Consider the following 25,852-nt stretch of genomic DNA (forward strand, 5'->3'; position numbering starts at 1 on the left):
CAACCCACCCGCCACCCGATGAACCGCCAACGCATCCAAAAACGCATTACCCGCCGCATAGTTCGCCTGACCCGCACCCCCGAACACACCCGCAACAGAAGAGAAGACCACAAACGCGTCCAGATCCAGACCACGCGTCGCCACATGCAGGTTCCACGCACCATCCACCTTCGGACGCAACACCGCAGCCAACCGCTCCGGCGTCAACGAACCCACCACACCGTCATCCAACACACCAGCCACATGCACAACCGCAGACAACGGACACGACTCCGAAACACCCCCAACCAACTCCGCAACAGCCGAGCCATCACCCACATCACACGCCGCAACCACAACCCGCGCGCCCAACGACTCCAACTCCGCAACCAACTCCACCGCACCCGCCGCACCCAAACCCGAACGACTGGTCAACAACAAACGCCGCACCCCACACGACCGCACCAGATGCCGAGCCACCACCCCACCCAGACCACCGGTACCACCCGTCACCAACACCGTTCCCTCGGGCTGCCAGGAGCGGGGCAGAGTGAGCACGATCTTGCCGATGTGCTTGGCCATGCTCATGAACCGGAACGCGTCCTTGGCGTGCCGGACGTCCCAGGTACGGACCGGGAGTGGCCGCAGTGCGCCGGTGCGGAAGAGGTCCATCAGCTCGGCCAGCATGGTGCCGATGGTCTCCGGCACCACCCAGGCGAGGTCGAAGGAGTGGTAGGTGAGGCCGTCGGGGACGGAGTCCGCGGCGCGGATGTCGGTCTTGCCCATCTCCAGGAACCGGCCGCCGTCGCCCAGCAGCCGCATCGAGGCATCGACGAAGTCGCCGGCGAGGGAGTTGAGGACGACGTCCAGGCCGCCGTCACCGGCGACCTCGGCGAATGCCGCCTCGAAGTCGAGGGTGCGGGAGGAGGCGATGTGGTCGTCGGCCACGCCCAGCGAGCGCAGCACGTCCCACTTGCCCTCACTGGCCGTGGCGAACACCTCGGCACCGACATGCCGGGCGATCTGGATCGCCGCCATACCGACACCACCGGCACCGGCATGCACCAGCACCTTCTCCCCCGCCCGCAGACCACCCAACTCCTTCAGGGCGTAGTACGCGGTCAGGAACACCAACGGAACGGAGGCACCCGTCTCCCAGGACCAGCCCTCGGGCAGGCGGGTGAGGCGTCGCGCGTCGTCCACGGCGAGCGAGCCGAAGCTGCCGGTGATCATGCCCATGACCCGGTCGCCGGGTGCCAGGCCGGTGACGTCCGGCCCGACCTCCACGACCACACCGGCCGCCTCCGAACCGAACAGCCCCGCATCACCCGGATACATCCCCAACGCATTCAACACGTCACGGAAGTTCAGGCCCGCGGCACGCACCTCGACCCGCACCTCGTGACCGGTGAGCGGCGCCAGTGCCGCCGGATACGGGGTCAGGGCGAGGCCGTTGAGGCTGCCCTTGGCCGTGCTGTCGAGCCGCCAGGCCCGGTCGGCCGGCGGGGTGAGCGCAGCCGCGGTGTCGAAGCGGGCCAGGCGGGCGGCGAGCACTCCGCCGTCGCGCAGGGCGAGCTGCGGTTCGCCGGTGTGCAGTGCCTGTAGGAGCAGTTGGCCCCGGTCGGCGGCGGCTGTGCTGTCGTGTGTGCCGGCCGGGCCGGGGTCACGGTCGATCAGAACGAAGGTGTCCGGGGCTTCGGACTGGGCGGAGCGGACCAGGCCCCAGACCGCGGCGGCGGCCACGTCGATGACGTCGGTACCGCCGGCGGCCGTCGCCCCGGTCGTGACGAACGCCAGGCGGGAGCCGGCGAAGCGCTCCTGTGCGGTCCATTCCTGGACGAGGGCGAGTGCGGCGGTGGTCAGGGTGTGGGCGACCTCGGCCGGGCAGGGGGCGGACGCGTCCGGCGCGGCGGCCCCCGTCCCGATTCCGGCCGTCGACTCGGTCCCGATGCCTGTGCCGGTTCCGGTGAGGGGCACAAGGACCGTCTTCGGCACGTCGGCGTCGGTCGTGGCAAGGGTGGTGAGGTCGGGGTGGAGGGTGGTGTGGATGCCGGCGGCTGTCAGGTCGGCGGCGATTGCGGTGCCGTCCGCACCGACCACCGCGACGGCGGCCACGGCGGACCGGCCGTCCTGGCCCTGCGTCTGCTCCCTTCCGGACTTCTCCGGTACGGACTTCTCCGGTACGGACTTCTCCGGTACGGGGTTCCAGTCCAGGATGAACAGGGCGTCGCGGGCGAGTCCCGCGGCGCCGGTCAACTGGTCGCCGGAGACCAGGCGCGAGACGAGGTTGTCGATGGCGGCGACCGGACGGCCGGCGGTGTCGGCCACGGCGATGGCCACCGACCGGCCGTCGGTGCCTGTCGGGGTCAGCCGGACGCGCAGTGCGGTGGCGCCGGTCGCGTAGAGGGTCGCGCCCTCCCAGGAGAACGGGAGTCCGCCGTTGCTCTCCTCGCCCTCGTGGGCGACGAGGGAGGCGTGCAGGGCGGCGTCGAGCAGTGCGGGGTGCAGACCGAAGCCGATCGCCTCGTCGCCGGTGGACTCCGCCAGGGCGACCTCGGCGTACAGCACGTCGCCGGCGCGCCAGGCGGCCCGCAGGCCCTGGAAGACCGGGCCGTAGGCGAAGCCGAGCTCGGTGAAGCGCGCGTAGCAGTCGTCGGTGGCGAGGGGTTCGGCGTCGGCGGGCGGCCAGGCAGTGGCGTCGAAACCGGTGTCGGCCGGGGCTGCGCCCGCGGTCAGGGTGCCGGTGGCGTGCTGGGTCCACGACACGTCGGTCGCGTGCTCGGGCCGGGAGTGGACGGTGACGATGCGCCGGCCGGTGTCGTCGGCGACGCCGACCCGGACCTGGGTCTGTACCGCGCCGCGCTCGGGCAGGACGAGCGGTGCGGCGAGCGTCAGTTCCTCGACGCGGTCGCAACCGGCCTCGTCGCCGGCCCGGAACGCCAGTTCCAGGAGTGCGGTGCCGGGCAGCAGGACCTGTCCCATGACGGCGTGGTCGGCCAGCCACGGATGCGACTGCAGCGACAGCCGTCCGGTGAACAACACCCCTTCACCTTCGGCGAGTTCGACCGAGCCGTTCAGCAGCGGGTGCTCGGCGGCGGTGAGGCCGACGGCCGCGGCGTGCGCGGTGGGCAGGGTGCCGGTGGGCCAGTAGGTGGCGTGCTGGAAGGCGTAGGTCGGCAGGTCCACGCGGGTGGCGCCGGTGCCGGCGAAGAACGCCGCCCAGTCGACGCGGAGACCTGCCGTGTGGAGGTGGGCGAGCGCGGTGAGCGCGGACGTCTCCTCGTCGCGGTCCTTGCGGAGGGCCGGGACGGTGGCGGCGTCGACGGTGAGCGACTGCTGGGCCATGGCGGACAGCACGCCGTCCGGCCCCAGTTCCAGGAAGGTGGTGACGCCTTCGTTCTCCAGGGTACTGACGCCGTCCGCGAAGCGGACCGCCTCGCGGACGTGGCGCACCCAGTACTCGGCCGAGCAGAGTTCGTCGACCGTGGCCAGCTGGCCCGTCAGGTTCGATACGACGGGGAGGGTCGGGGCGGCGTAGGACAGGCCCTCCGCCACCGCACGGAACTCCGCCAGCATCGGATCCATCAACGGCGAGTGGAACGCATGCGAGACCCGCAGCCGGGTCGTCTTGCGGCCGTTCTCCGCGAGCCGCTCGGCCACCGTGCGGGCGGCGCTCTCGGCCCCGGAGACGACCACGGAGGTCGGGCTGTTGACGGCGGCGATCGCCACCTCTTCGGTCAGGTGCGGGGTGACTTCGTCCTCCGTTGCCTGGACCGCGATCATCGCGCCCCCGGCCGGCAACGCCTGCATCAGCATCGCCCGAGCGGCTACCAGACGGCAGGCGTCCTCCAGCGTCAGCACCCCGGCGACGTGCGCCGCCACGATCTCACCGATCGAATGGCCGGCCACGAAGTCCGGACGGACACCCCAACTCTCCACCAGCCGGAACAGCGCCACCTCGACAGCGAAGAGAGCAGGCTGGGTCCAACCGGTCTCGTTCAGCAGCTCCGCATCGTCACCCCACATCACCTCACGCAAACCATCCTCGGCAGCCAAGGCGGCGTCCAAGTGGTCGACCACAGCATCGAGGGCCTCGGCGAAGACCGGGAAACGGCCGTACAACTCACGCCCCATGCCCAGGCGTTGCGAACCCTGACCCGAGAACAGCACCGCGTGGCGACCCGTGCGGGTATCGCCCACGACGGCGGAGAGATCCGCGTCTTCGGCGGCGAGCGCCGTCAGCGCCCGGACCGCATCGGCGCGGTCGGTGGCGAGCACCACCGCCCGGTGGTCGAACGCCGAACGGGTCGTCGCCAGCGAGTAGCCGAGGTCGAGCGGGCGCAGCGCGGGCCGCTCCGCCAACCCGGCCAGCAGGCGTGCGGCCTGGTCGCGCAGGGCCTCGGGGGACTTTCCGGACAGCGGCAGCGGAACGACGGCGGGTTCGCGTCCGCTCGGCTCCGCGGCCGGGCTCTCGACGAGCGCCGGCTGTTCCAGGATGACGTGGGCGTTGGTGCCGCTGATGCCGAAGGAGGAGACACCGGCCCGACGGACGCGGTTCGTCTCGGGCCAGGCGGTCTGCGCGGTGAGCAGCTCGACGGCGCCGGCGCTCCAATCGACGTGCGAGGACGGGGCGTCGACGTGCAGGGTCTGCGGCAGCACACCGTGCCGCATCGCCATCACCATCTTGATGACACCGGCAACACCGGCCGCCGCCTGGGTGTGACCGATGTTGGACTTCAGGGAGCCCAGCCACAGGGGGTTCTCGGGGTCGCGGTCACGGCCGTAGGTGGCCAGGAGCGCCTGGGCCTCGATCGGATCACCGAGCGTCGTACCCGTGCCATGCGCCTCGACCACATCGACATCGGCCGTGGACAGGCCGCCGCTGGCCAACGCCTGGCGGATCACCCGCTGCTGGGACGGGCCGTTCGGCGCCGTCAGACCATTGGACGCACCATCCTGGTTGACGGCCGAGCCCCGCACCACGGCCAGGATCTCGTGGCCGTTGCGCACGGCGTCCGACTGGCGCTCCAGGACGAGGATGCCGACGCCCTCGGACCAGGCCACGCCGTCAGCGGCCTCGGCGAACGCCTTCGAACGACCATCGGGCGCCAGACCCCGCTGCCGCGAGAACTCCACGAACGTGCCTGGCGTGGACATCACGGTCACACCGCCGGCGAGCGCGAGCGTGCACTCACCGGCCCGAAGGGCCTGCGCCGCCAGGTGCAGGGCGACCAGGGAGGAGGAACACGCGGTGTCGACCGTGACGGCGGGGCCTTCAAAGCCGAGAGTGTAGGAGACGCGGCCCGAGGCCACGCTGCCCGCGCTCCCCTGGCCCTGGAAGCCCTCGAACTCCTTGCCGCCGAGGATGCTCCCGTAGTCGCTGTACATCACGCCGGCGAAGACGCCGGTGGCGCTGCCGCGCAGGGTCAACGGGTCGATGCCGGCCCGCTCGATCGCCTCCCACGACGACTCCAACAACAACCGCTGTTGGGAGTCGGTCGCCAGCGCCTCACGCGGGCTCATCCCGAAGAACGCCGGGTCGAACTCCCCCGCCTCATGCAGGAAACCACCAGAGCGGGTGTACGACGTGCCCAAGTGCTCGGGGTCCGGGTCGTAGAGGTTGTCCAGGTCCCAGCCGCGGTTGGTCGGGAAGTCGGTGATGGCGTCGGTGCCGGCGTCGACCAGGCGCCACAGGTCCTCCGGCGAGGTCACACCACCCGGGAAACGGCAGGCCATGCCCACCACCACGATGGGATCGTCCGCGGTCGACGGCAGTGCCTGGACCGGCACCCGCGCCTCGCTCTCGACCACGCCGAACAACTCGCCCCGCAGGTGCTCCGCGAGGGCGGACAGGGTGGGGTGATCGAAGACCATCGTGGCCGACAGGTGCAGGCCGGTGGCGGTGCGCAGACGGTTGCGGAGTTCGACCGCGGTGAGCGAGTCGAAGCCGAGGTCGCGGAAGGCGCGTTCGGCGTCGATGGCGTTGCCGTCGGCGTGGCCGAGGACGAGCGCGGCGCTGCTGCGGACCATGTCGAGCAGTGCCTCGTGGCGCTGGGCGTGGTCGAGTCGGCCGAGCCGTTGGACGAGTCCGGTGTCCGCGCCGGTGGCGAGGCCGGTGGCCGCGGTGCGGCGCAGGGGTGCGCGGACGAGGCCGCGGAGGAGCGGTGCGGTGTCGCCCCGGGTGCGCAGTGCGGACAGGTCCAGGCGGACCGGGACCAACGCGGCACTCCCCGTCGCCAACGCCGCATCGAACAGCCCCACACCCTGATCAACCGTCAACAACGGCATACCCGACTCAGCAGCACGACGGATATCCCGCTCCGTCAACCCCGCCGTCATCCCCACACCCTGATCCCAGGCACCCCACGCCAACGACACACCAGGCAACCCACCCGCCACCCGATGAACCGCCAACGCATCCAAAAACGCATTACCCGCCGCATAGTTCGCCTGACCCGCACCCCCGAACACACCCGCAACAGAAGAGAAGACCACAAACGCGTCCAGATCCAGACCACGCGTCGCCACATGCAGGTTCCACGCACCATCCACCTTCGGACGCAACACCGCAGCCAACCGCTCCGGCGTCAACGAACCCACCACACCGTCATCCAACACACCAGCCACATGCACAACCGCAGACAACGGACACGACTCCGAAACACCCCCAACCAACTCCGCAACAGCCGAGCCATCACCCACATCACACGCCGCAACCACAACCCGCGCGCCCAACGACTCCAACTCCGCAACCAACTCCACCGCACCCGCCGCACCCAAACCCGAACGACTGGTCAACAACAAACGCCGCACCCCACACGACCGCACCAGATGCCGAGCCACCACCCCACCCAGACCACCGGTACCACCCGTCACCAACACCGTTCCGTCCGCGGACCACGGCGTGTGGGTGGTGGTGGGGGCGGGGGTGCGGGTGAGGCGGGCGGCGCGGGCGCGGCCGGCGCGGAGGACGAGCTGTGGTTCGTCGAGGGTGAGGGCGCGGCCGAGTGCGGTGGTCGAGTCGGGCTCGGTGTCGAGGTCGAGGAGGGTGAAGGTGCCGGGGTTCTCGGTCTGTGCGGAGCGGATCAGGCCCCAGACCGCGGCGGCGGCCAGATCGGTGGCGGGCGCGTCGTCGGTGGCGACGGCTCCGTGGGTGACGAAGACCAGGCGGGATTCGGCGAGGCGGTCGGTGGCGAGCCACTGCTGGACGAGGGTCAGCGCGCTGCGGGTGAGGGCGTGCGCGTGCTGCGCGGTGTCGCCGTCGAGGGGGGCGCCGAGGGGGACGAGGACCGTGGCGGGCGGGGTGGTGTCCCCGGCCAGGAGGTCGTCGAGGGTTGCGTGGCGTGCGACGGCCTGGTCGCCGAGGGCTTCGGCGAGCGCGGCGGTGTCCGGGCCGAGGAGGACCGGTGGCGCGGGGTTGACGGTGTCGGGGAGCGGGACCGGGGTCCAGTCCAGGTGGAAGAGGGCGTCGCGGGTCAGGGCGCTGTGGGTGGTCAACTGCTCGGCGTCCAGGGGGCGGGCGAGCAGGCGGGTGACGGTGGCGACGGGGTTGCCGGCCGGGTCGACGGCGGTGACGGACAGGCCGTTGGGGCCGTTCGGGGCGAGCCGGACGCGCAGCGCGGTGGCGCCGGAGGCGTGCAGGGTGACGCCTTCCCAGGAGAACGGGAGTCCGGTGTCGCGGTCGTCGGCGAGGAGCGCGACGTGCAGGCCGGCGTCCAGGAGCGCCGGGTGCAGGCCGAAGGCGGCCGCGTCGTCGGTGGCGGACTCCGGCAGGGCGACCTCGGCGTACAGCACGTCGCCGGCGCGCCAGGCGGCCCGCAGGCCCTGGAAGGCGGGGCCGTAGGAGAAGCCGTGGGTGGTGAAGTGTGTGTAGCAGTCGTCGGTGGTGAGGGGTTCGGCGTCGGCGGGCGGCCAGACCGTGATGTCGAACGCCGCGGCGGCCGGTGGCGTGGTGGCGAGCACACCGGTGGCGTGCAGCGTCCAGGTGCGGTCGGCGGTGTCGTCGGGGCGGGCGTGGACGGTGACGGTGCGGCGGCCGGTGTCGTCGGCGGCTCCGACCCGGACCTGCAGGAGGGTGGCGCCGTCCTCGGGGAGGGTCAGGGGCGCGGCGAGGGTGAGTTCTTCGAGGTGGCCGCTGCCGGTCTCGTCGCCCGCGCGGACGGCGAGTTCGACCAGTGCGGTGCCCGGGAGCAGTGCGGTGCCCAGGACGGTGTGGTCGGCCAGCCACGGGTGGGTGCGCAGGGAGAGGCGGCCGGTGAAGAGTGCGCCGTCGTCGTCGGGGAGTTGCACGGCGGCGCCGAGGAGGGGGTGTTCGGTGGCGCCCAGGCCGGCGGCGCGGACGTCGTCGGGGCGGGCGGGCCGGGCGGCGGGCCAGAACCAGCGGTGCTGGAAGGCGTAGGTCGGCAAGTCGACGCGGACGGGGTCGAGGCCGCGGAAGGTGGCGGACCAGTCGGCCTCGACGCCGAGCACCTGGAGGTGGCCGAGGGCGGCCAGGACGGCCTGTTCCTCGGGCCGGTCGCGGCGCAGGAGCGGGACGGTGCTGGCGCCTTCGGGGGCGGACTCCTGGGCCATGGCGGACAGCACGCTGTCGGGGCCGAGTTCGACGAAGGTGGTGACGCCGCGGTCGGCGAGGGTGCGGATGCCGTCGGCGAAGCGGACGGCGTCGCGGACGTGCCGGACCCAGTAGTCGGCCGAGCAGAGCGCCTCGGCCGGGGCCAGTTCACCGGTCAGGTTGGAGACGACGGGGGTCGTGGGGGCGGTGAAGGTGAGGCTCTCGACGACGGCGCGGAAGTCGTCGAGCATCGGTGCCATCAGCGGCGAGTGGAAGGCGTGGCTGACGCGCAGCCGGGTGGTGCGGCGGCCCTGGTCGGCGAAGTGCCGGGCGACGGCGCGGGCGGCGTTCTCGTGGCCGGACACGACGACGGAGGTCGGGCCGTTGATGGCGGCGATCGAGACGTCGTCGGTGAGGAGCGGCAGGACCTCGTCCTCGGTGGCCTGGACGGCGATCATCGCGCCGCCTTCGGGCAGCGACTGCATCAGCACGGCGCGGGCCACGACGAGGCGGCAGGCGTCGCCGAGGGAGAGCACGCCGGCGATGTGCGCGGCGGCGATCTCGCCGATGGAGTGGCCGGCCACGAAGTCCGGTGTGATGCCCCAGGCTTCCAGGAGGCGGAAGAGTGCCACCTCGATGGCGAACAGGGCGGGTTGGGTGTAGCCGGTCCGGTCGACGAGTTGGGCGTCCTCGCCCCAGATGATGTCGCGGAGGGGGTGGCCGAGTTCCGCGTCGAGGGCGGTGAGGACGGTGTCGAGGGCTTCGGCGAAGGCGGGGAACCGCTCGTAGAGGACGCGGCCCATGCCGAGCCGTTGGGAGCCCTGACCGGAGAAGAGGAAGGCGGTGCGGCCGGTGCGGACGGTGCCGGTGAGGGCGGCCGGGTCGGTCTCGCCGGCGGCGAGCGCGGTGAGGGCGCGCAGGGCCTCGGCACGGTCGGTGCCGAGGACGACGGCGCGGTGGTCGAAGGCGGTGCGGGTGGCGATCAGGGAGTAGCTGATGTCGACGGGGCGCAGTGCGGGGTGGGCCTCGACGTGGGCGAGGAGGCGGGCGGCCTGGTCGCGCAGGGCCTCGGGGGTCTTGCCGGACAGGGCCCAGGGGACGGCCGGCGGTTCCTCGACGGACCGGTCGACGGACGCGGGCGTGGCGGGGACGGTGGTCGGGGGCTGCTCGATGACGACGTGGGCGTTGGTGCCGCTGATGCCGAAGGAGGAGACACCGGCCCGACGGACGCGGTTCGTCTCGGGCCAGGCGGTCTGCGCGGTGAGCAGTTCGACGGCGCCGGCGCTCCAATCGACGTGCGAGGACGGGGCGTCGACGTGCAGGGTCTGCGGCAGCACACCGTGCCGCATCGCCATCACCATCTTGATGACACCGGCGACACCGGCCGCCGCCTGGGTGTGACCGATGTTGGACTTGATCGAGCCGAGCAGCAACGGGTTCTCGGGGTCGCGGTCGCGGCCGTAGGTGGCCAGGAGCGCCTGGGCCTCGATCGGATCACCGAGCGTCGTACCCGTGCCATGCGCCTCGACCACATCGACATCGGCCGTGGACAGGCCGCCGCTGGCCAACGCCTGGCGGATCACCCGCTGCTGGGACGGGCCGTTCGGCGCCGTCAGACCATTGGACGCACCATCCTGGTTGACCGCCGAGCCCCGCACCACGGCCAGGATCTGATGACCGTTGCGCAGCGCGTCCGACTGACGTTCCAGGACCAGCATGCCGACGCCCTCGGACCAGGCCACGCCGTCAGCGGCCTCGGCGAACGCCTTCGAACGACCATCGGGCGCCAGACCCCGCTGCCGCGAGAACTCCACGAACGTGCTCGGCGTCGACATCACCGTCACACCACCGGCCAACGCCAACGAGCACTCCCCCGCCCGCAACGCCTGCGCCGCCCAGTGCAGGGCGACCAGGGAGGAGGAACACGCGGTGTCGACCGTGACGGCGGGGCCTTCGAGGCCGAGGGTGTAGGAGACGCGGCCGGAGGCGACGCTCGGGGCGCTGCCGTTGCCGCGGAACGCCTCGTACTCGTCGCCGGTGAGGGTGGTGCCGTAGTCGTTGTACATGACACCGGCGAAGACGCCGGTGCCGGAGTCGCGCAGTGAGGCGGGGTCGATGCCGGCGCGTTCGACGGCTTCCCAGGAGAGTTCGAGCAGCAGGCGCTGCTGGGAGTCGGTGGCCATCGCCTCGCGCGGGCTCATCCCGAAGAAGTCGGCGTCGAAGGAGCCGGCGTCGTGCAGGAAGCCGCCGGCGCGGACGTGGGTGCGGCCCGGGCGGTCGGGGTCGGGGTCGTAGAGGTTGTCCAGGTCCCAGCCGCGGTTGGTGGGGAACGGGCCGGTGGCGTCGGCTCCCTGGCTGACCAGGCGCCAGAGGTCCTCGGGTGAGGCGATGCCGCCGGGGTAGCGGCAGGCCATGCCGACGATGACGATCGGGTCGTCGGTGCCGGCGGCGCGGGTCGGCGCGGGGACGGCGGGGGTCAACTCTGCGTCGGTGCCCAGGAGTTCGTCGCGCAGGTGGTCGGCGAGGGCGTGCGGTGTCGGGTAGTCGAACACCATGGTGGCGGGCAGCCGCAGGCCGGTGGCGGTGTTCAGGGCGTTGCGGAGTTCGACGGCGGTGAGGGAGTCGAAGCCGAGGTCCTGGAACTGGCGGCCGGTCTCCACCTCGGTGGCGTCCGCGTGGCCGAGGACCTGGGCGATCTGGGTGCGGACGAGCTCCAGGAGGGCTTCCCTGCGGGCGGCGGCGTCGAGGCCGGCGAGCCGCTGGGCGAGGCCGTCGGCGGTCTGCGGGAGCTGGGCGGCGGTGCGCCGCACGGGGGTGCGGATCAGGCCGCGCAGCAGCGGGGCGATGTCGCCCTGGGTGCGCAGGACGGGCAGGTCGAGGCGGACCGGGGCGAGGGCGGCGGGCCCGGCGGCCAGGGCCGCGTCGAAGAGGGCGGTGCCCTGTTCCAGGGTCAGCGGGGGCATGCCGGAGCGGGCGATGCGCTCGACGTCGAGGTCGGACAGGCTCCTGGTCATGCCGACGCTCTGGGTCCACGGGCCCCAGGCGAGGGAGGTGGCGGGCAGGCCGGTGGCGGCGCGCCGGGCGGCGAGGGCGTCCAGGAAGGCGTTGCCGGCGGCGTAGTTGGCCTGTCCGGGACTGCCGAGGGTGGCGGCGACAGACGAGAAGAGGACGAAGGCGTCCAGTTCGAGGTGGCGGGTCGCCTCGTGCAGGTGCCAGGCGGCGTCGGCCTTGGGCCGCAGGACGGTGTCCAGGCGCTGCGGGGTCAGGGAGCCGAGGACGCCGTCGTCGACGACGCCGGCGGTGTGGACGACGGCGGTGAGCGGGTGCCCGGCCGGGACGGTGCCGAGCAGGTCGGCGAGGGCGGCCGGGTCGGCGACGTCGCAGGCGGCGATGTGGACGGTGGCGCCGAGCCCGGTCAGTGCGGCCGTCAGGTCGTCGGCGCCGTCGGCGGCCGGGCCGCGGCGGCTGGCGAGCAGCAGGTGGCGGACGCCGTGGGTGGTGACCAGGTGGCGGGCGAGGACCGCGCCCAGGCCGCCGGTGCCGCCGGTGATCAGGACGGTGCCGTCCGGGTTCCAGGTGGTGGGTTCGGTGGCGAGCGGGACACGGGCCAGGCGGGCGGCGTGCACGTCGGTGCCGCGGACGGCGAGGTCGGGCTCGTCGTGGGTGGCGGCCAGGGCGGTGGCCAGGGTCTCGGGGGCGGGCCGGTCGGCGTCGGGGGCGAGGTCGAGGAGGGCGAACCGGCCGGGGTTCTCGGTGCGGGCGGTGCGGATCAGGCCGCCGGCGGCCGCGGCGGCGGGGTCGGTGCCGTCGGTGGCGCCGCGGGTGACGAGGACCAGGCGGGAGTCGGCGAAGCGGTCGTCGGCGAGCCATTGTTGGGCGAGGTCGAGGACGGCGGCGGTGGTGGCGTGCGCGGCGTCGGGGACGGGGGCGCCCGGGGTGGTGGTGAGGGTGGTGACGACCAGGTCGGGGACGGGCCCTTCGGCGTCGGCGAGGGCGGCCAGGTCGCGGGGGGCGGTGGTCCGGATGCCGGTGGCGCGGAGGGTGTCGGCCAGGGCGTCCGGGTCGGGGCCGAGGACGGCGACGGTGGCCGGGGCGGGGCCGGGGCGGCCCTGGAGCGGGGTCCACTCGACGTGGAAGAGGGAGTCGCGGTGGACGGTGCCGGCGGCGCCGGGTGCGTCGGCGGGGACCTCGCGGGAGACCAGGGAGTCGACGGACAGCACGGTGCCGCCGGCGGCGTCGTAGACGGCGATGGTGACGGTGTCCTCGCCGCCGGCCGGGGCGATCCGGGCGCGGACGGTGGTGGCGCCGGCTGCGGCGAGCGAGACGCCTTCCCAGGCGAACGGCAGGCCGCCACGGCTGATGGCGCCGAGGTCGGCGTAGGCGGCGGCGTGTTGTGCGGCGTCCAGCAGGGCCGGGTGCAGTCCGAAGGCGGCGGGGTCGGTGTCCGCGCCGTCGGGCAGGGCCACTTCGGCGTAGACCTCGGTATCGCGGCGCCAGGCGGCGCGCAGGCCCTGGAAGGCGGGGCCGTACTGGAAGCCGAGGGCGGCCAGGCGCTCGTACGCGCCGGTGAGGTCGACGGGTTCGGCGCCGGTGGGGGGCCAGACGGTGGCGTCGAAGGCGGGGTCGGGGGCGCCGGCGCCGGCGGTCAGGACGCCGGTGGCGTGTTGCGACCAGGGCAGGTCGAAGCCGTCCTCGACGCGGGAGAAGATGCCGAGGGTGCGGCGGCCGGCGGCGTCGGGGGCGCCGACGCGGACCTGGAGTTGGACGCCGCCGCGCTCGGGCAGCACCAGGGGTGCGGCCAGGGTCAGTTCCTCGACGCGGTCGCAGCCGGCCTCGTCGCCGGCGCGGACGGCCAGTTCGACGAAGGCGGTGCCGGGCAGCAGGGCCCGGCCCTGGACCCCGTGGTCGGCGAGCCAGGGGTGGGTCCGGACGGAGAGCCGGCTGGTGAACAAGTAGCCGGCCCCGTCGGCGAGTTCGACGGTGGCGCCGAGCAGCGGGTGATCGGCGGCGCCCAGTCCCGCGGCGGTGACGTCCTGGGCGGCGCGGGCCGCGGTCGGCCAGAACCGCTGGTGTTGGAAGGGGTAGGTGGGCAGGTCGGCGCGGCGCGCGCCGGTGCCGTCGAAAAGGCCGGTCCAGCGGACGGTGACGCCGCGGACGTGGGCGCGGGCCAGGCCGGTGACGGCGGAGAGCTCCTCGGGGCGGTCCTTGCGCAGCAGCGGCACGGCGGCGGCGCCGTCCGGCAGGGATTCCTGGGCCATGGCGGACAGCACGCCGTCCGGGCCGAGTTCGACGAGGGTGGTCACGCCGCGGTCGGTGAGGGCGGTGACGCCGTCGGCGAAGCGGACCGCCTCGCGGACGTGGCGGACCCAGTAGTCGGCGGAGCACAGGTCGGCGACGGCGGCGACGGCGCCGGTGAGGTTGGAGACGACCGGGATGCGCGGCTCGTGGTAGGTCAGGCCCGCGGCGACGGCGCGGAATTCCGCCAGCATCGGGTCCATGAGCGGCGAGTGGAAGGCGTGGCTGACCCGCAGCCGGGTGGTCTTGCGGTCCTGTGCGGTGAAGTGCGCCCCGATCGCGGCGACGGCGTCCTCGGTGCCGGCGACGACGACGGAGGTGGGCCCGTTGACGGCGGCGATCGAGACGTCGTCGGTGAGGTGGGGGGTGACCTCGTCCTCGGTGGCGCGGATCGCGAGCATCGCGCCGCCGCGCGGCAGGGCCTGCATGAGGCGGGCACGGGCGGCGACGAGGGTGCAGGCGTCTTCGAGGGAGAGGACCCCGGCGACGTGCGCGGCGGCGAGTTCGCCGATGGAGTGGCCGCCGACGAAGTCGGGGGTGACGCCGAGGGACGCGACCAGGCGGTAGAGGGCGACCTCGACGGCGAACAGCGCGGGTTGGGCCCAGCCGGTGTCGTTCAGCAGGTCGGCGTCGGTGCCCCAGACGACCTCGCGCAGCGGGCGGTCGAGGTGGGTGTCGAGGAGGGCGGCGATCTCGTCGAAGGCCGCGGCGAACACCGGGAAGCGGGCGTGGAGTTCGCGTCCCATGCCCGGGCGCTGGGAGCCCTGGCCGGAGAAGAGGACCGCGGACAGGCCCTCGCCGGCGGTTCCGTGGGCGAGTTCGGTGCCGTCGGGGAGCAGGACGGTGCGGTGTTCGAAGGTGGCGCGTCCGTCGGCGAGCGCGTAGCCGACGTCGAGGGGGTCGGCGTCGGGGGTGTCGGCGAGGTGGCCGGTGAGGCGGGCGCGCTGGGCGTCGAGGGCCGCGGCGGTGCGGGCGGAGAGCGCCCACGGGACGACGGCGGGGCGGACGGTGGGTTCGGTGGTGGGCTCTTCGCGGGCGGTGGGGGCCTGTTCGAGGATGACGTGCGCGTTGGTGCCGCTGATGCCGAAGGAGGAGACGCCGGCGCGGCGGGCGCGTCCGGTCTCGGGCCAGGCGACCGGCTCGTGGAGGAGGTCGACGGAGCCGGCGGTCCAGTCGACGTCCGTGGTGGGTTCGGTGGCGTGCAGGCTGCGCGGCAGCACGCCGCGCTGCAACGCCATGATCATTTTGATCACGCCGGCGGCACCGGAGGCGGCCTGGGTGTGGCCGATGTTGGACTTGACCGAGCCGAGCCACAGGGGCCGCGGCCGGTCCTGTCCGTAGGTCGCCAGGAGCGCCTGGGCCTCGATCGGGTCGCCGAGGGTGGTGCCGGTGCCGTGGGCCTCGACCGCGTCGATGTCGGCGGCGGTGAGGTGGGCGCTGTCCAGCGCGGCGCGGATGACGCGCTGTTGTGAGGGGCCGTTGGGGGCGGTCAGGCCGTTGGAGGCGCCGTCCTGGTTGATGGCGGAGCCGCGCAGCACGGCGAGGACCGGGCGGCCCTCGCGCTGGGCGTCGGAGAGCCGCATCAGGACCAGCATGCCGGCGCCCTCGCCCCAGCCGGTGCCGTCGGCCCGGTCGGAGAAGGGCTTGCAGCGGCCGTCGGCGGCCAGGCCGCTCTGCGCGGTGAAGGCGACGAACGGGCCCGGGGTGGCCATGATGGACGCGCCGCCGGCCAGGGCCATGGAGCACTCGCCGCCGCGCAGCGCCTGGACGGCCCAGTGCAGGGCGACCAGGGACGAGGAGCAGCCGGTGTCGACGGTGACGGCCGGGCCCTCGGCGCCGAGGGTGTAGGAGAGTCGGCCGGAGATGACGCTGGCGGCGTGGCCGGTGGTCGAGTAGACCTCGACGTCCTCGGCGGACGCCTTGATGACCTCGCCGTAGTCCTGACCGGTGGTGCCGACGAAGACGCCGGTGGGGGTGCCACGCAGGGTGGACGGGTCGATGCCGGCGCGTTCCAGGGCTTCCCAGGTGATCTCCAGCAGGATGCGCTGCTGCGGGTCCATGGCGACCGCTTCGCGGGGGGAGATGCCGAAGAAGCCGGGGTCGAAGCCGGCGGCGTCCTCGACGAAGCCGCCGACCTGCGCGAGGCTGCCGCCCTCGCCGCCGCCGGCCAGCTTCTCCAGGTCCCAGCCGCGGTCCTGCGGGAACGGCCCGATGACGTCGCGCCCCTCGGCGACCAGCTCCCACAGGTCCTCGGGGGAGGTGACGCCGCCGGGGAAGCGGCAGCCGATGCCGACGACCGCGACGGGCTCGACCGCCGCCGCCACCAGCTGTTCGTTCTGCCGGCGCAGCCGCTCGATCTCCTTCAGGGACGACCGGAGTGCCTCGACGTACTTGTCGGGGTTCGTGCTCATGGTGGGCTCCAGCTCTCTTTCAGTTCGCCGAGTTCTCGGTGGCCAGCCGCAGCAGGGCTTCGGCGTCCATGTCGTCGAGGGATTCCGAGGGGGCGTCGGCCTCGGGGGCGGGGTCGTCGGTCGCGTCGGAGTCGGCGAGTTTCAGCACCATGTCGAGGAGGCCCGCCTTGCGCAGCCGTCCGATGGGGACGGTGGCGAGCGCCTCGCGGATGCGGGCGTCGGGGTCGTCGGGGCGGCCGGCGCCGGGGTCCTCGGGGGCGGTGCCGAAGAGCAGCGCGCCGAGGTGGCCGGCGAGGGCCGTGGGGGTGGGGTGGTCGAAGACGAGCGCGGCCGGCAGCGGCAGGCCGAGGGCGGTGCGCAGCCGGTTGCGCAGTTCGACGGCGGTGACCGAGTCGAAGCCGACGTCGCGGAAGGCGCGGCCGGCGGGGACGGCGTCGGGGGTGTCGTGGCCGAGGGTCGCGGACGCCTCGGCGCGGACCGCCTCGACGAGGGCCCGGCCGCGCTCGGCGGCGGACAGCTCCTCCAGGTGGCGGCGGAGCGGCGGGGTCGCGGAGTCCGCGTCGTCGCCGGCCGTGGCGCCCGGGTCGCCGGTCACCGCGCGGACGGCTTCGGGCACCGTGCTGAACAGGGCGCTGGGTCGGGTCGCGGTGAAGCTCGGTGCGAACGTCTCCCAGTCCATGAGGGTCACGGCGAGGGTGGTGTCGTCGTCCTCCAGCATCTGCTGGAGCGCGCCGATCGCGTGGTCCGGTTCCATGGCGCGGACCCCTTGGCGGTGCAGTCGCTCGTGGACCTCGGGGACGGTGGCCATGCCGACCTCGCCCCAGGTGCCCCAGGCGACGGAAGCGCCGGGCAGGCCGAGGGACCTGCGGTGGGCGGCGAGGGCGTCGAGGAAGGCGTTGGCGGCGGCGTAGCCGGGCTGGCCGCCGCTGCCCCAGACCGCGGCGCCGGAGGAGAAGAGCACGAACGCGTCGAGGTCGAGGGGGGCGGTCAGCTCGTGCAGGTGGTGGGCGGCGGTCAGTTTGGCGCGCAGCAGCGCGTCGAGCTGATCGAGGGTCAGGTCGGCTGCCGGGGCGTCCCCGTCGGCCACGCCGGCGGAGTGGAAGACGGAGCTGAGCGGCTGGTCGGCGGGGAGGTCGGCGAGCAGGGCGGCCAGGGCGTCGCGGTCGGCGACGTCGCAGGCGGCGAGGGTGACGCGGGCGCCCAGGGCCTCCAGTTCGGCCCGGAGTGCGGCGGCGCCGGGTGCGTCCGGGCCGCGCCGGCTGGTCAGGACCAGGTGGGCGGCGCCGTGCTCGGCCATCCAGCGGGCGACCCGGCCACCGATGCCGCCGGTGCCGCCGGTGATCAGGCAGGTGCCGCGGCCCCGCCAGCGGCGCCCGGCGCGGGGCGCGGACGGCGCGGCGTGCACCATGCGGCGGGCGAGCACGCCGGTGGCGCGGACGGCGAGTTGGTCCTCGCCGGCGGGGTCGGCGAGCAGGCCGGTGAGGCGGGCCGCGGCGCGGGCGTCGAGGGTGGCGGGCAGGTCGATCAGGCCGCCCCAGCGGCCGGGGTGTTCCAGGGCCACGACCCGGCCGAGGCCCCACAGGGCGCCCTGTGTCGGGCTGCCGAGGGCGTCGTCGCGGCCGGTGGCGACGGCGCCGCGGGTCAGGCACCACAGGGGCGCGGTCAGGCCGGCGTCGCCGAGGGCCTGGACGAGGACGAGGGTCTGCCCCAGCCCCAGCGGCACCGAGCCGAAGTCCGGGTGGAGGTCCTCGGCGGCTGCCAGCAGCGACACCACGCCGCTGAACTCCTCCCCGTCCTCGATGAGTTGGGCGATCTGCGCGGCCCATCCCGCGCGGTCGGTGCCCTTGGCCTCGAAGCGGACGGTGTCGGGGCCCAGGGCGTCGAGCGCCGCGGCGACCCAGGGGGCGTCGGCGTGGTCCGGCGGGACGGCGACCAACAGCCGGCCGGTGGCGGGGGCCGCTGCGGGCTCGGCGACCCGGGTCCACTGGACGTGATAGCGCAGTTCGTCGATCCGGGTGCGGGCCTGGGCCTTGGCGCGCCAGGCGGACAGGGCCGGCAGCACGGTGCCGAGCGCGGTGTGCTCGGCGTCGGCGGGGACGCCGAGCACGTCGGCGAGCGCGGCGAGGTCCTGGCTCTCGACCAGTTGCCAGAACGCGGCGTCGGAGGCGTCGGCGCCGGCGGCCGGGGTGGCGGGCCGGACCTCGGGCCAGAAGTCCTGCCGTTGGAAGGGGTAGGTCGGCAGGTCCACCGGCCGGTAGGCGGACCGGGCGAAGGCGGTGGTCCAGTCGACCGGGGCGCCGTGGGCGTGGGCCTCGGCGAGCGAGGTCAGGAAGCGCCGCGGGCCGCCCTCGTCGCGGCGCAGCGAGCCGAGGACCACCGCGGACCCGCCGGTGGCCTCCGCGACGGCCTCCTGCGTCTCCTGGATCGGGGCGGCGAGCACCGGGTGCGGGCTGACCTCGATGAAGACGCGGTGTCCGGCGGCGAGGAGGGCGCGGGTGGCCTCCTCCATGCGGACGGTCTGGCGGAGGTTGGTGTACCAGTAGGAGCCGTCGAAGGCGGCGTCGTCCACGCGGTCGCCGGTGACCGTCGAGTAGAACGGCACCTCGGGGGCGCGCGGGTCGACGGGCGCGAGGACGCGGGCGAGTTCGTCACGGACGGCCTCGACGTGCCGCCCGTGCGAGGCGTAGTCCACGGACACCCTGCGGGCCCGCACGCCCTGTTCCTGGCAGGCGGTGAGCAGGGCGTCGAGCGCGTCGGTGTCGCCGGAGACGACCACGGACGAGGGCCCGTTGACCGCGGCGACGGACAGCGCCTCCTGCCACGGGGCGAGGAGTGCGCTGACCCGCTCGACGGGGGCGGAGACCGACATCATGCCGCCACGTCCGGACAGTTGCGGCAGTGCCTGGCTGCGCAGCGCCACCACGCGGGCGGCGTCCGCCAGGCTGAGGGCTCCGGCGACGCAGGCCGCGGCGATCTCGCCCTGCGAGTGGCCGACCACGGCCGCCGGGGCGACGCCGTGGGAGCGCCAGAGCGCGGACAGCCCGACCATCATGGCGAACAGCGCGGGCTGGACCACGTCCACCCGCTCCAGCAGGGCGGGGTCGCCCTCGCCGGCCAGGACGTCGTGCAGCGACCAGTCGACGTACGGGGCGAGGGCCGTCGCGCAGTCGTCGATCGCGGTGCGGAACACCTCGGACGTGGCGAGGAGTTCGCGGCCCATTCCCCACCACTGGGATCCCTGGCCGGGGAAGACGAAGACCGCTCCCTCGGGGTCGGGGCCGGCGGTGCCGGTGACCAGGCCGGCCGCCGAGGCGCCGGTGGACAGGGCGGCCAGGCCGCGCAGGAAGTCCTCGCGGCGCTCGCCGACGACGACGGCGCGGTGTTCGAGGGCGGCGCGGGTGGTGGCCAGGGCGTGGCCGACGGGGGCGGGCGGAAGGTCGGGGGCGTGCTCGACGGTGGCGAGCAGCCGGGCGGCCTGGGCGCGCAGGGCGGCCGGGGACTTGGCGGCGAGCGGCCAGGGGACGACGGTGTCGGTGGCGGTGTCCTGGGCGCAGTCGGGGTCGGCGGGCGGCTCGGTGGCCGGGGCCTGTTCGAGGATCAGGTGGGCGTTGGTGCCGCTGATGCCGAACGAGGAGACACCGGCCCGGCGGGGGCGCCCGCTCTCGGGCCACGGGGTGCGCCCGCGCAGCAGTTCCACGGCGCCTGCGGTCCAGTCGACGTGGCGGGAGGGCGCGTCGAGGTGCAGGGTGCCGGGCAGTTCGCCGGCGTCCATGGCCAGCACCATCTTGATGACGCCGGCGACGCCGGCCGCGGCCTGGGTGTGGCCGATGTTGGACTTCACCGAGCCCAGCAGCAGCGGCCGTTCGGCGTCGCGGTTCTGGCCGTACGTGGCGAGCAGGGCCTGGGCCTCGATGGGGTCGCCGAGCCGGGTGCCGGTGCCGTGCGCCTCGACCGCGTCGACGTCGGCGCCGGTCAGGCCGGCGTTGGCGAGCGCCTGGCGGATCACGCGCTGTTGGGACGGGCCGTTGGGCGCGGTCAGGCCGTTGGAGGCGCCGTCCTGGTTGACGGCCGAGCCGCGGATCACGGCCAGTACCCGGTGTCCGTTGGCGCGGGCGTGGGACAGGCGCTCCAGCAGGACGACGCCGACGCCCTCGGCGAGCGTCATGCCGTCGGCGGTGTCGGAGAACGGCTTGCAGCGGCCGTCCTTGGCGAGGGCACGCTGCCGGCTGAAGCCGACGAACGCGTGCGGGGTGGCCATCACGGCCGCGCCACCGGCCAGCGCGAGGGAGCTCTCGCCGTTGCGCAGGGACTGGCAGGCCAGATGCAGGGCGACCAGGGAGGAGGAGCAGGCGGTGTCCACGGTGACCGCGGGGCCCTCCAGCCCGAGCAGGTAGGAGACCCGGCCGGACAGGACGCTGGCCGCGGTGCCGGTCACCATGTGCGCCTCGGACTCCCCCGTGCCGTTCTGCACGGTGGAGGAGTAGTCCTGGTAGCTGGCGCCGAAGAAGGTGCCGGCGGCGCTGCCGCGCAGTGACGTGGGGTCGATGCCGGCGCGTTCGAACGCCTCCCAGGAGGTCTCCAGCAGGAGCCGCTGCTGCGGGTCCATGGCGACCGCCTCGCGCGGGGAGATGCCGAAGAAGCCGGGGTCGAAGCCGGCGGCCTCGTGGAGGAAGCCGCCCTGGACGGAGTAGGTGTGGCCGGGGCGGTCGGGGTCCGGGTCGTACAGGCCCCGGGCGTCCCAGCCGCGGTCCGCGGGGAACTCCGAGATGACGTCTGCGCCGTCGAGGGCGAGCCGCAGCAGTTCCTCGGGGGTGGCGGCGCCGCCGGGGAAGCGGCAGCTCATGCCGATCACGGCGATCGGGTCGTCGTCGGCCGGGGTGCCGGTCGCGGCGTGCTGCTGCGGTGCGGCGCCGGGGACGCCGAGCGCCGTCGTCTTCAGGAACGCGGCGAGCGCCGCGCAGTTGGGGTGGTCGAAGACCATCGTCGAGGGCAGCCGCAGTCCGGTGCCGGCCACGAGCCGGTTGCGCAGGTCCACGGCGGTGACCGAGTCGAAGCCGAGGTCGCGGAAGGCGCGGCGCTCGGGGAAGGACTCGGCGGAGGCGTGGCCGAGGACGGCGGCGGCCTCGGTGCGGACCAGGGTGAGCAGCAGCCGGTCCTGTTCGGCGGCGACGAGGCCGTGCAGGCGGGCGGCCAGGCCGTCGGCGGCCGGGCCCGCGGGGTCCGGGGCGGATGCCTGGTCGAGGCGGCGTCGCACCTCGGGGATCTGGTCGAAGAGGTGCGCGGGCCGGCCCGCGGTGAACACGTCGTGGTAGGTGTCCCAGTCGATGTCCATGAGGCCGATGACGGTCTCGTCGTCGTCCAGGACGTGCTGGAGCGCGGTGAGCGCCAGCTCGGGGTCGAGGTACTCCAGGCCGCTGCGGCGGATCCGGTGCGGGTCGGCCAGCTCGCGTGCGCGGTCGTCGGGCCACTTGCCCCAGTGGATGGAGGTGGTGCGCAGTCCGCGGGCGCGGCGCTGCTCGGCGAGCGCGGACAGATAGGCGTTGCCGGCGACGTAGGCGGCGTGGGCGCCGCTGCCCCACATGCCGGCGGTGGAGGAGTACAGGACGAAGTCGTCCAGTTCCGCGTCGTCGAGCAGTTCGTCGAGGATCCGTGCGCCGGTGACCTTGGCGTGCACGACGTCGGCGAACTCCGCCACGGTGGTGTCGGCGAGCGCGGACAGCTCGATGGCGGCGGCGGCGTGGACGACGGTGCGCAGGGTGCGGCCGTCGGCCGTGAGGTCGGCCAGCAGCGCGGCGACCGCGTCGCGGTCGGTGATGTCGCAGGCGGCGACGGTCACCTCGGTGCCCGACTCGGCTGCCTCCGCGAGGAGTTCGGGCACTCCGGGGGCGTCGGCACCGCGTCGGCTGACCAGCACCACGTGCTCGGCGCCGCGTTCGGCCAGCCAGCGGGCGAGCTGCGGGGCGAGGGTGCCGGAGCCGCCGGTGATCAGGGTGGTGCCGCGCGGCGCCCAGGTCCGCGCCGGTCGTCCGGCGCGGTGTCCGGCGCGCACGATGCGGCGGGCCAGTACCCCGGCGGCGCGGAGGGCGAGCTGGTCCTCGGCGCCGAGGGCGCCGGACAGCGCGGCGGCGAGCCGCTGGGCGGCCCGGGCGTCGAGGGTGTCGGGCAGGTCCACGGTGCCGCCCCAGCGCTGCGGGTGCTCCAGCGCGGTGGTCCAGCCGACGCCCGCGATCTGGCTCTGCAGGGGGCGGGTGACGGGGTCGGACGGGCCGGTGGCGAAGGCTCCTCGGGTCAGGAACCACAGCGGCGCGGTCGCCTCGGCGTCGCCCAGGGCCTGGACGAGGGAGACGGTGAGCGCGAGTCCCCGGGTGAGGCCGGGGTGGCGGGCGGCGTCGTCCTCCGCGGCGGCGAGGACGGAGACGATGCCGGTCACGTCCTCCGCGCCGGCCAGCCGCTCCCGCAGGACGGCGCGGTCGACGCACTCCTCGTCCAGGACCAGTCGGCGCACCTCGGCGCCGTAGGTCTCCAACGCCCCTGCCACATCGGTGTCGTCGATGCCGTCGGCGGTGACCAGCAGCCAGGTGCCGGTCAGGGTGGCGCGGGGCACCTGGGCGAGGGGCGTCCAGGTGACGCGGTAGCGCCAGGAGTCGAGGGTGGTGCGCTGGGAGCGGGCCCGGCGCCAGGAGGTGAGGCCGGGCAGGATGGCGGCGACGGAGTCCTCGTCGGTGCCGAGCGCGGCGGTCAGCGCGCAGACGTCCGCCTGCTCGACGGCGGCCCAGAATTCGGCGTCCATCGGCGCGTCGGCCGGGGTGCGGTCGGCGGCGGTGCGGGTGTTCCAGTACCGCTCGCGTTGGAAGGCGTAGGTGGGCAGGTCGATCAGGGACGCACCGGTCCCCTCGAACAGCCCCGCCCAGTCCACGTCCACACCGCGCACGAAGACCTCGGCGGCCGACAGCAGGAAGCGGCCCGCGCCGCCCTGGTCGCGACGCAGGGTGCCGGTCGCGACGGCCGTGACCCCGGCCTCCTCGATCAGGTCCTGGACCGCCATCGTCAGCACCGGATGCGAGCTGACCTCGACGAACGCCCGGTACTCCGCCGCCAGCAACTCCCGTACCGCGTCGGCGAACCGCACCCGGCCGCGCAGGTTGCGGAACCAGTAGCCGGCGTCCAGCTCGGTGGTGTCCAGCCAGTCGCCGGTCGCCGTGGAGAAGAACGGGATCCGCGCTTCCCGGGGGGTCACCTCGGCGAGTGCGGCGAGCAGTTCCTCGCGCAGGTCCTCGACCTGGTGCGAGTGCGAGGCGTAGTCCACCGCGATCCGACGGGCCCGGATGTCGTCGGCGGCCAGCTGTGCCTGGAGCTCGTCCAGGGCGGTCGGCTCGCCCGACACCACCACCGCGCCGGGGCCGTTGACGGCGGCCACCGACACCCGCCCCTCGAACCCCTCCAACCGCGGTTCCAGCGCCTCCACCGACAACGCGACGGACATCATCCCGCCCCGCCCCGCCAACGCACGACCGATCGCCTGACTCCGCAGCGCCACCACCCGCGCCCCGTCCCGCAACGACAACCCACCCGACACCACCGCAGCAGCAATCTCACCCTGCGAATGCCCCACCACCGCATCCGGCAACACACCACGATCACGCCACAACCCAGCCAACGACACCATCACCGCAAACGACGCCGGCTGCACCACATCGACCCGCTCCAACGACGGCGCACCCACCACCCCCCGCAACACATCCACCAACGACCAATCGGTGAACTCCGCCAACGCCGCCGCACACTCCGCAATCCGCTCCGCGAACACCGGCGACTCATCCAGCAACTGCCCACCCATCCCCACCCACTGCGAACCCTGACCGGGGAACACGAACACCGTCCGACCCTCGACGTCCGCGAGGCCCTCGACTACGGCGTTCGCGGACCGGCCGGCTGCCAACTCGCTTGTGGCCGCGAGGAGTTCGTCGCGGTCGGGGGCGACGACGACGGCGCGCCGTTCCAGCAGGGCGCGGGCGGTGCGCAGGGTGTGCCCGATGTCCTGGGGGCGGAGCGCGGGGTCGGACTCGACCCGGGCGGACAGGGCGGCCGCCTGGTCGCGCAGCGCCTGCGGGGAGTGACCGGAGACGATCCAGGGCAGCGCGGCGGGCGTGCCGGCCGGTTCGGTGGGCGCGATGCCGTCGCCGGCGTCCGGGGTGTCCGCGGGGTGGGGTGCCTGTTCCAGCAGGGCGTGCGCGTTGGTGCCGCTGATGCCGAACGAGGACACCGCGGCCCGGCGCGGACGTCCGGTCTCCGGCCACTGCTGACCCTCGGTCAACAGCCGTACCGATCCCGCGGACCAGTCCACGTGCGAGGAGGGCGCGTCGGCGTGCAGGGTCGGCGGCAGGTGGCCGTGGCGCAGCGCCATGACCATCTTGATGACACCGGCGACACCGGCGGCTGCCTGGGTGTGCCCGATGTTGGACTTCAGGGAGCCGAGCCACAGCGGCTGGTCGGGGGTGTGTCCCTGGCCGTAGGTGGCGAGCAGGGCCTGGGCCTCGATGGGGTCGCCGAGCCGGGTGCCGGTGCCGTGTGCCTCGACGGCGTCGATGTCGGCGGGGGTCAGGCCGGTCCGGGCGAGGGCCTGCTCGATGACGCGTTCCTGGGAGGGGCCGTTGGGGGCGGTCAGGCCGTTGGAGGCGCCGTCCTGGTTGACGGCGGAGCCGCGGAGGACGGCCAGTACCGGGTGGCCGTTGCGCTGCGCGTCGGAGAGCCGCTCGGCGACGAGGACGCCGACGCCCTCGGCCCAACCGGTGCCGTCGGCGGCGTCGGAGAACGCCTTGCAGCGGCCGTCCGGTGCCAGGCCGCCCTGGGCGCTGAACTCGACGAAGACGGACGGCTCGGTGAGGATCGTGACGCCGCCGATCACGGCGAGCGAGGATTCGCCGGCGCGCAGGGACTGGGCGGCCAGGTGCAGGGCGACGAGGGAGGAGGAGCAGGCGGTGTCGACGGTGACGGCCGGGCCTTCGAGGCCGAGGGTGTAGGCCAGGCGGCCGGACAGCACGCTGGCGGCGGTGCCGGTCAGGGCGTGGCCGTGCAGTTCGGTGGCGCCCTCGGCCGAGGGCGCGCCCCAGTGGTAGGAGCCGACGAACACGCCGGACCGGCTGCCGCGCAGGGCGGTGGGGGCGATGCCGGCGCGCTCCAGCGCCTCCCAGGCGACTTCGAGGAGGAGGCGCTGCTGGGGGTCCATGGCGGTCGCCTCGCGCGGCGAGATGCCGAAGAAGGCGGCGTCGAATTCCGCGGCGTCGTAGAGGAATCCGCCTTCGTGGGTGGTGCTGCTGCCGTCGCCGTTTCCGGTGAGGGTTTCCAGGTCCCAGCCGCGGTCGGCGGGGAATCCGGAAATGGCGTCGCCGCCGGACCGCACCAGGTCCCACAGGGATTCCGGTGAATTGACGCCGCCGGGAAGTCGGCAGCCCATTCCGACGATGGCGATGGGCTCGTTGTCCTTGGATTCCAGTTCGCCAATGCGGCGGCGGGCACGGCGAAGATCTGAAGTGACCCGCCGGAGATAGTCGACGATTTTCTCCTGCTGGTCCGGCTGGCCTTGCTGGGGTTCCTGCATCGATCCGTCCTCGTCATC

Annotated in this window: 2 protein-coding genes (1 of these 2 cut by a window edge); both read right to left on the reverse strand. The window is 74.1% G+C overall.

What is annotated here, in order from left to right:
* Window positions 1-16,248, reverse strand: partial view of an SDR family NAD(P)-dependent oxidoreductase gene (locus JNO44_RS44020; RefSeq protein ID WP_478219205.1) — the 5' end (the start) only. 17,247 nt of this gene lie to the left of the window's left edge; only the first 16,248 of its 33,495 coding nucleotides appear in the window; the start codon lies at window positions 16,246-16,248; its stop codon lies off the left edge, out of view.
* A gap of 7 nt (window positions 16,249-16,255) precedes the next feature.
* Complete coding sequence (locus JNO44_RS44025) at window positions 16,256-25,834, reverse strand: type I polyketide synthase (RefSeq protein ID WP_275695781.1); 9,579 nt, start codon at window positions 25,832-25,834, stop codon at window positions 16,256-16,258.
* Window positions 25,835-25,852 lie beyond the last annotated feature (18 nt).

Origin of the sequence: Streptomyces noursei (assembly GCF_016917755.1) — a bacterium.
GTDB lineage: Bacteria > Actinomycetota > Actinomycetes > Streptomycetales > Streptomycetaceae > Streptomyces > Streptomyces yunnanensis.

What these genes read in the sequence shown, in the direction of transcription:
- JNO44_RS44025 (WP_275695781.1), bottom strand. Translation starts at nt 25,834, where the DNA reads ATGCAGGAACCCCAGCAAGGCCAGCCGGACCAGCAGGAGAAAATCGTC.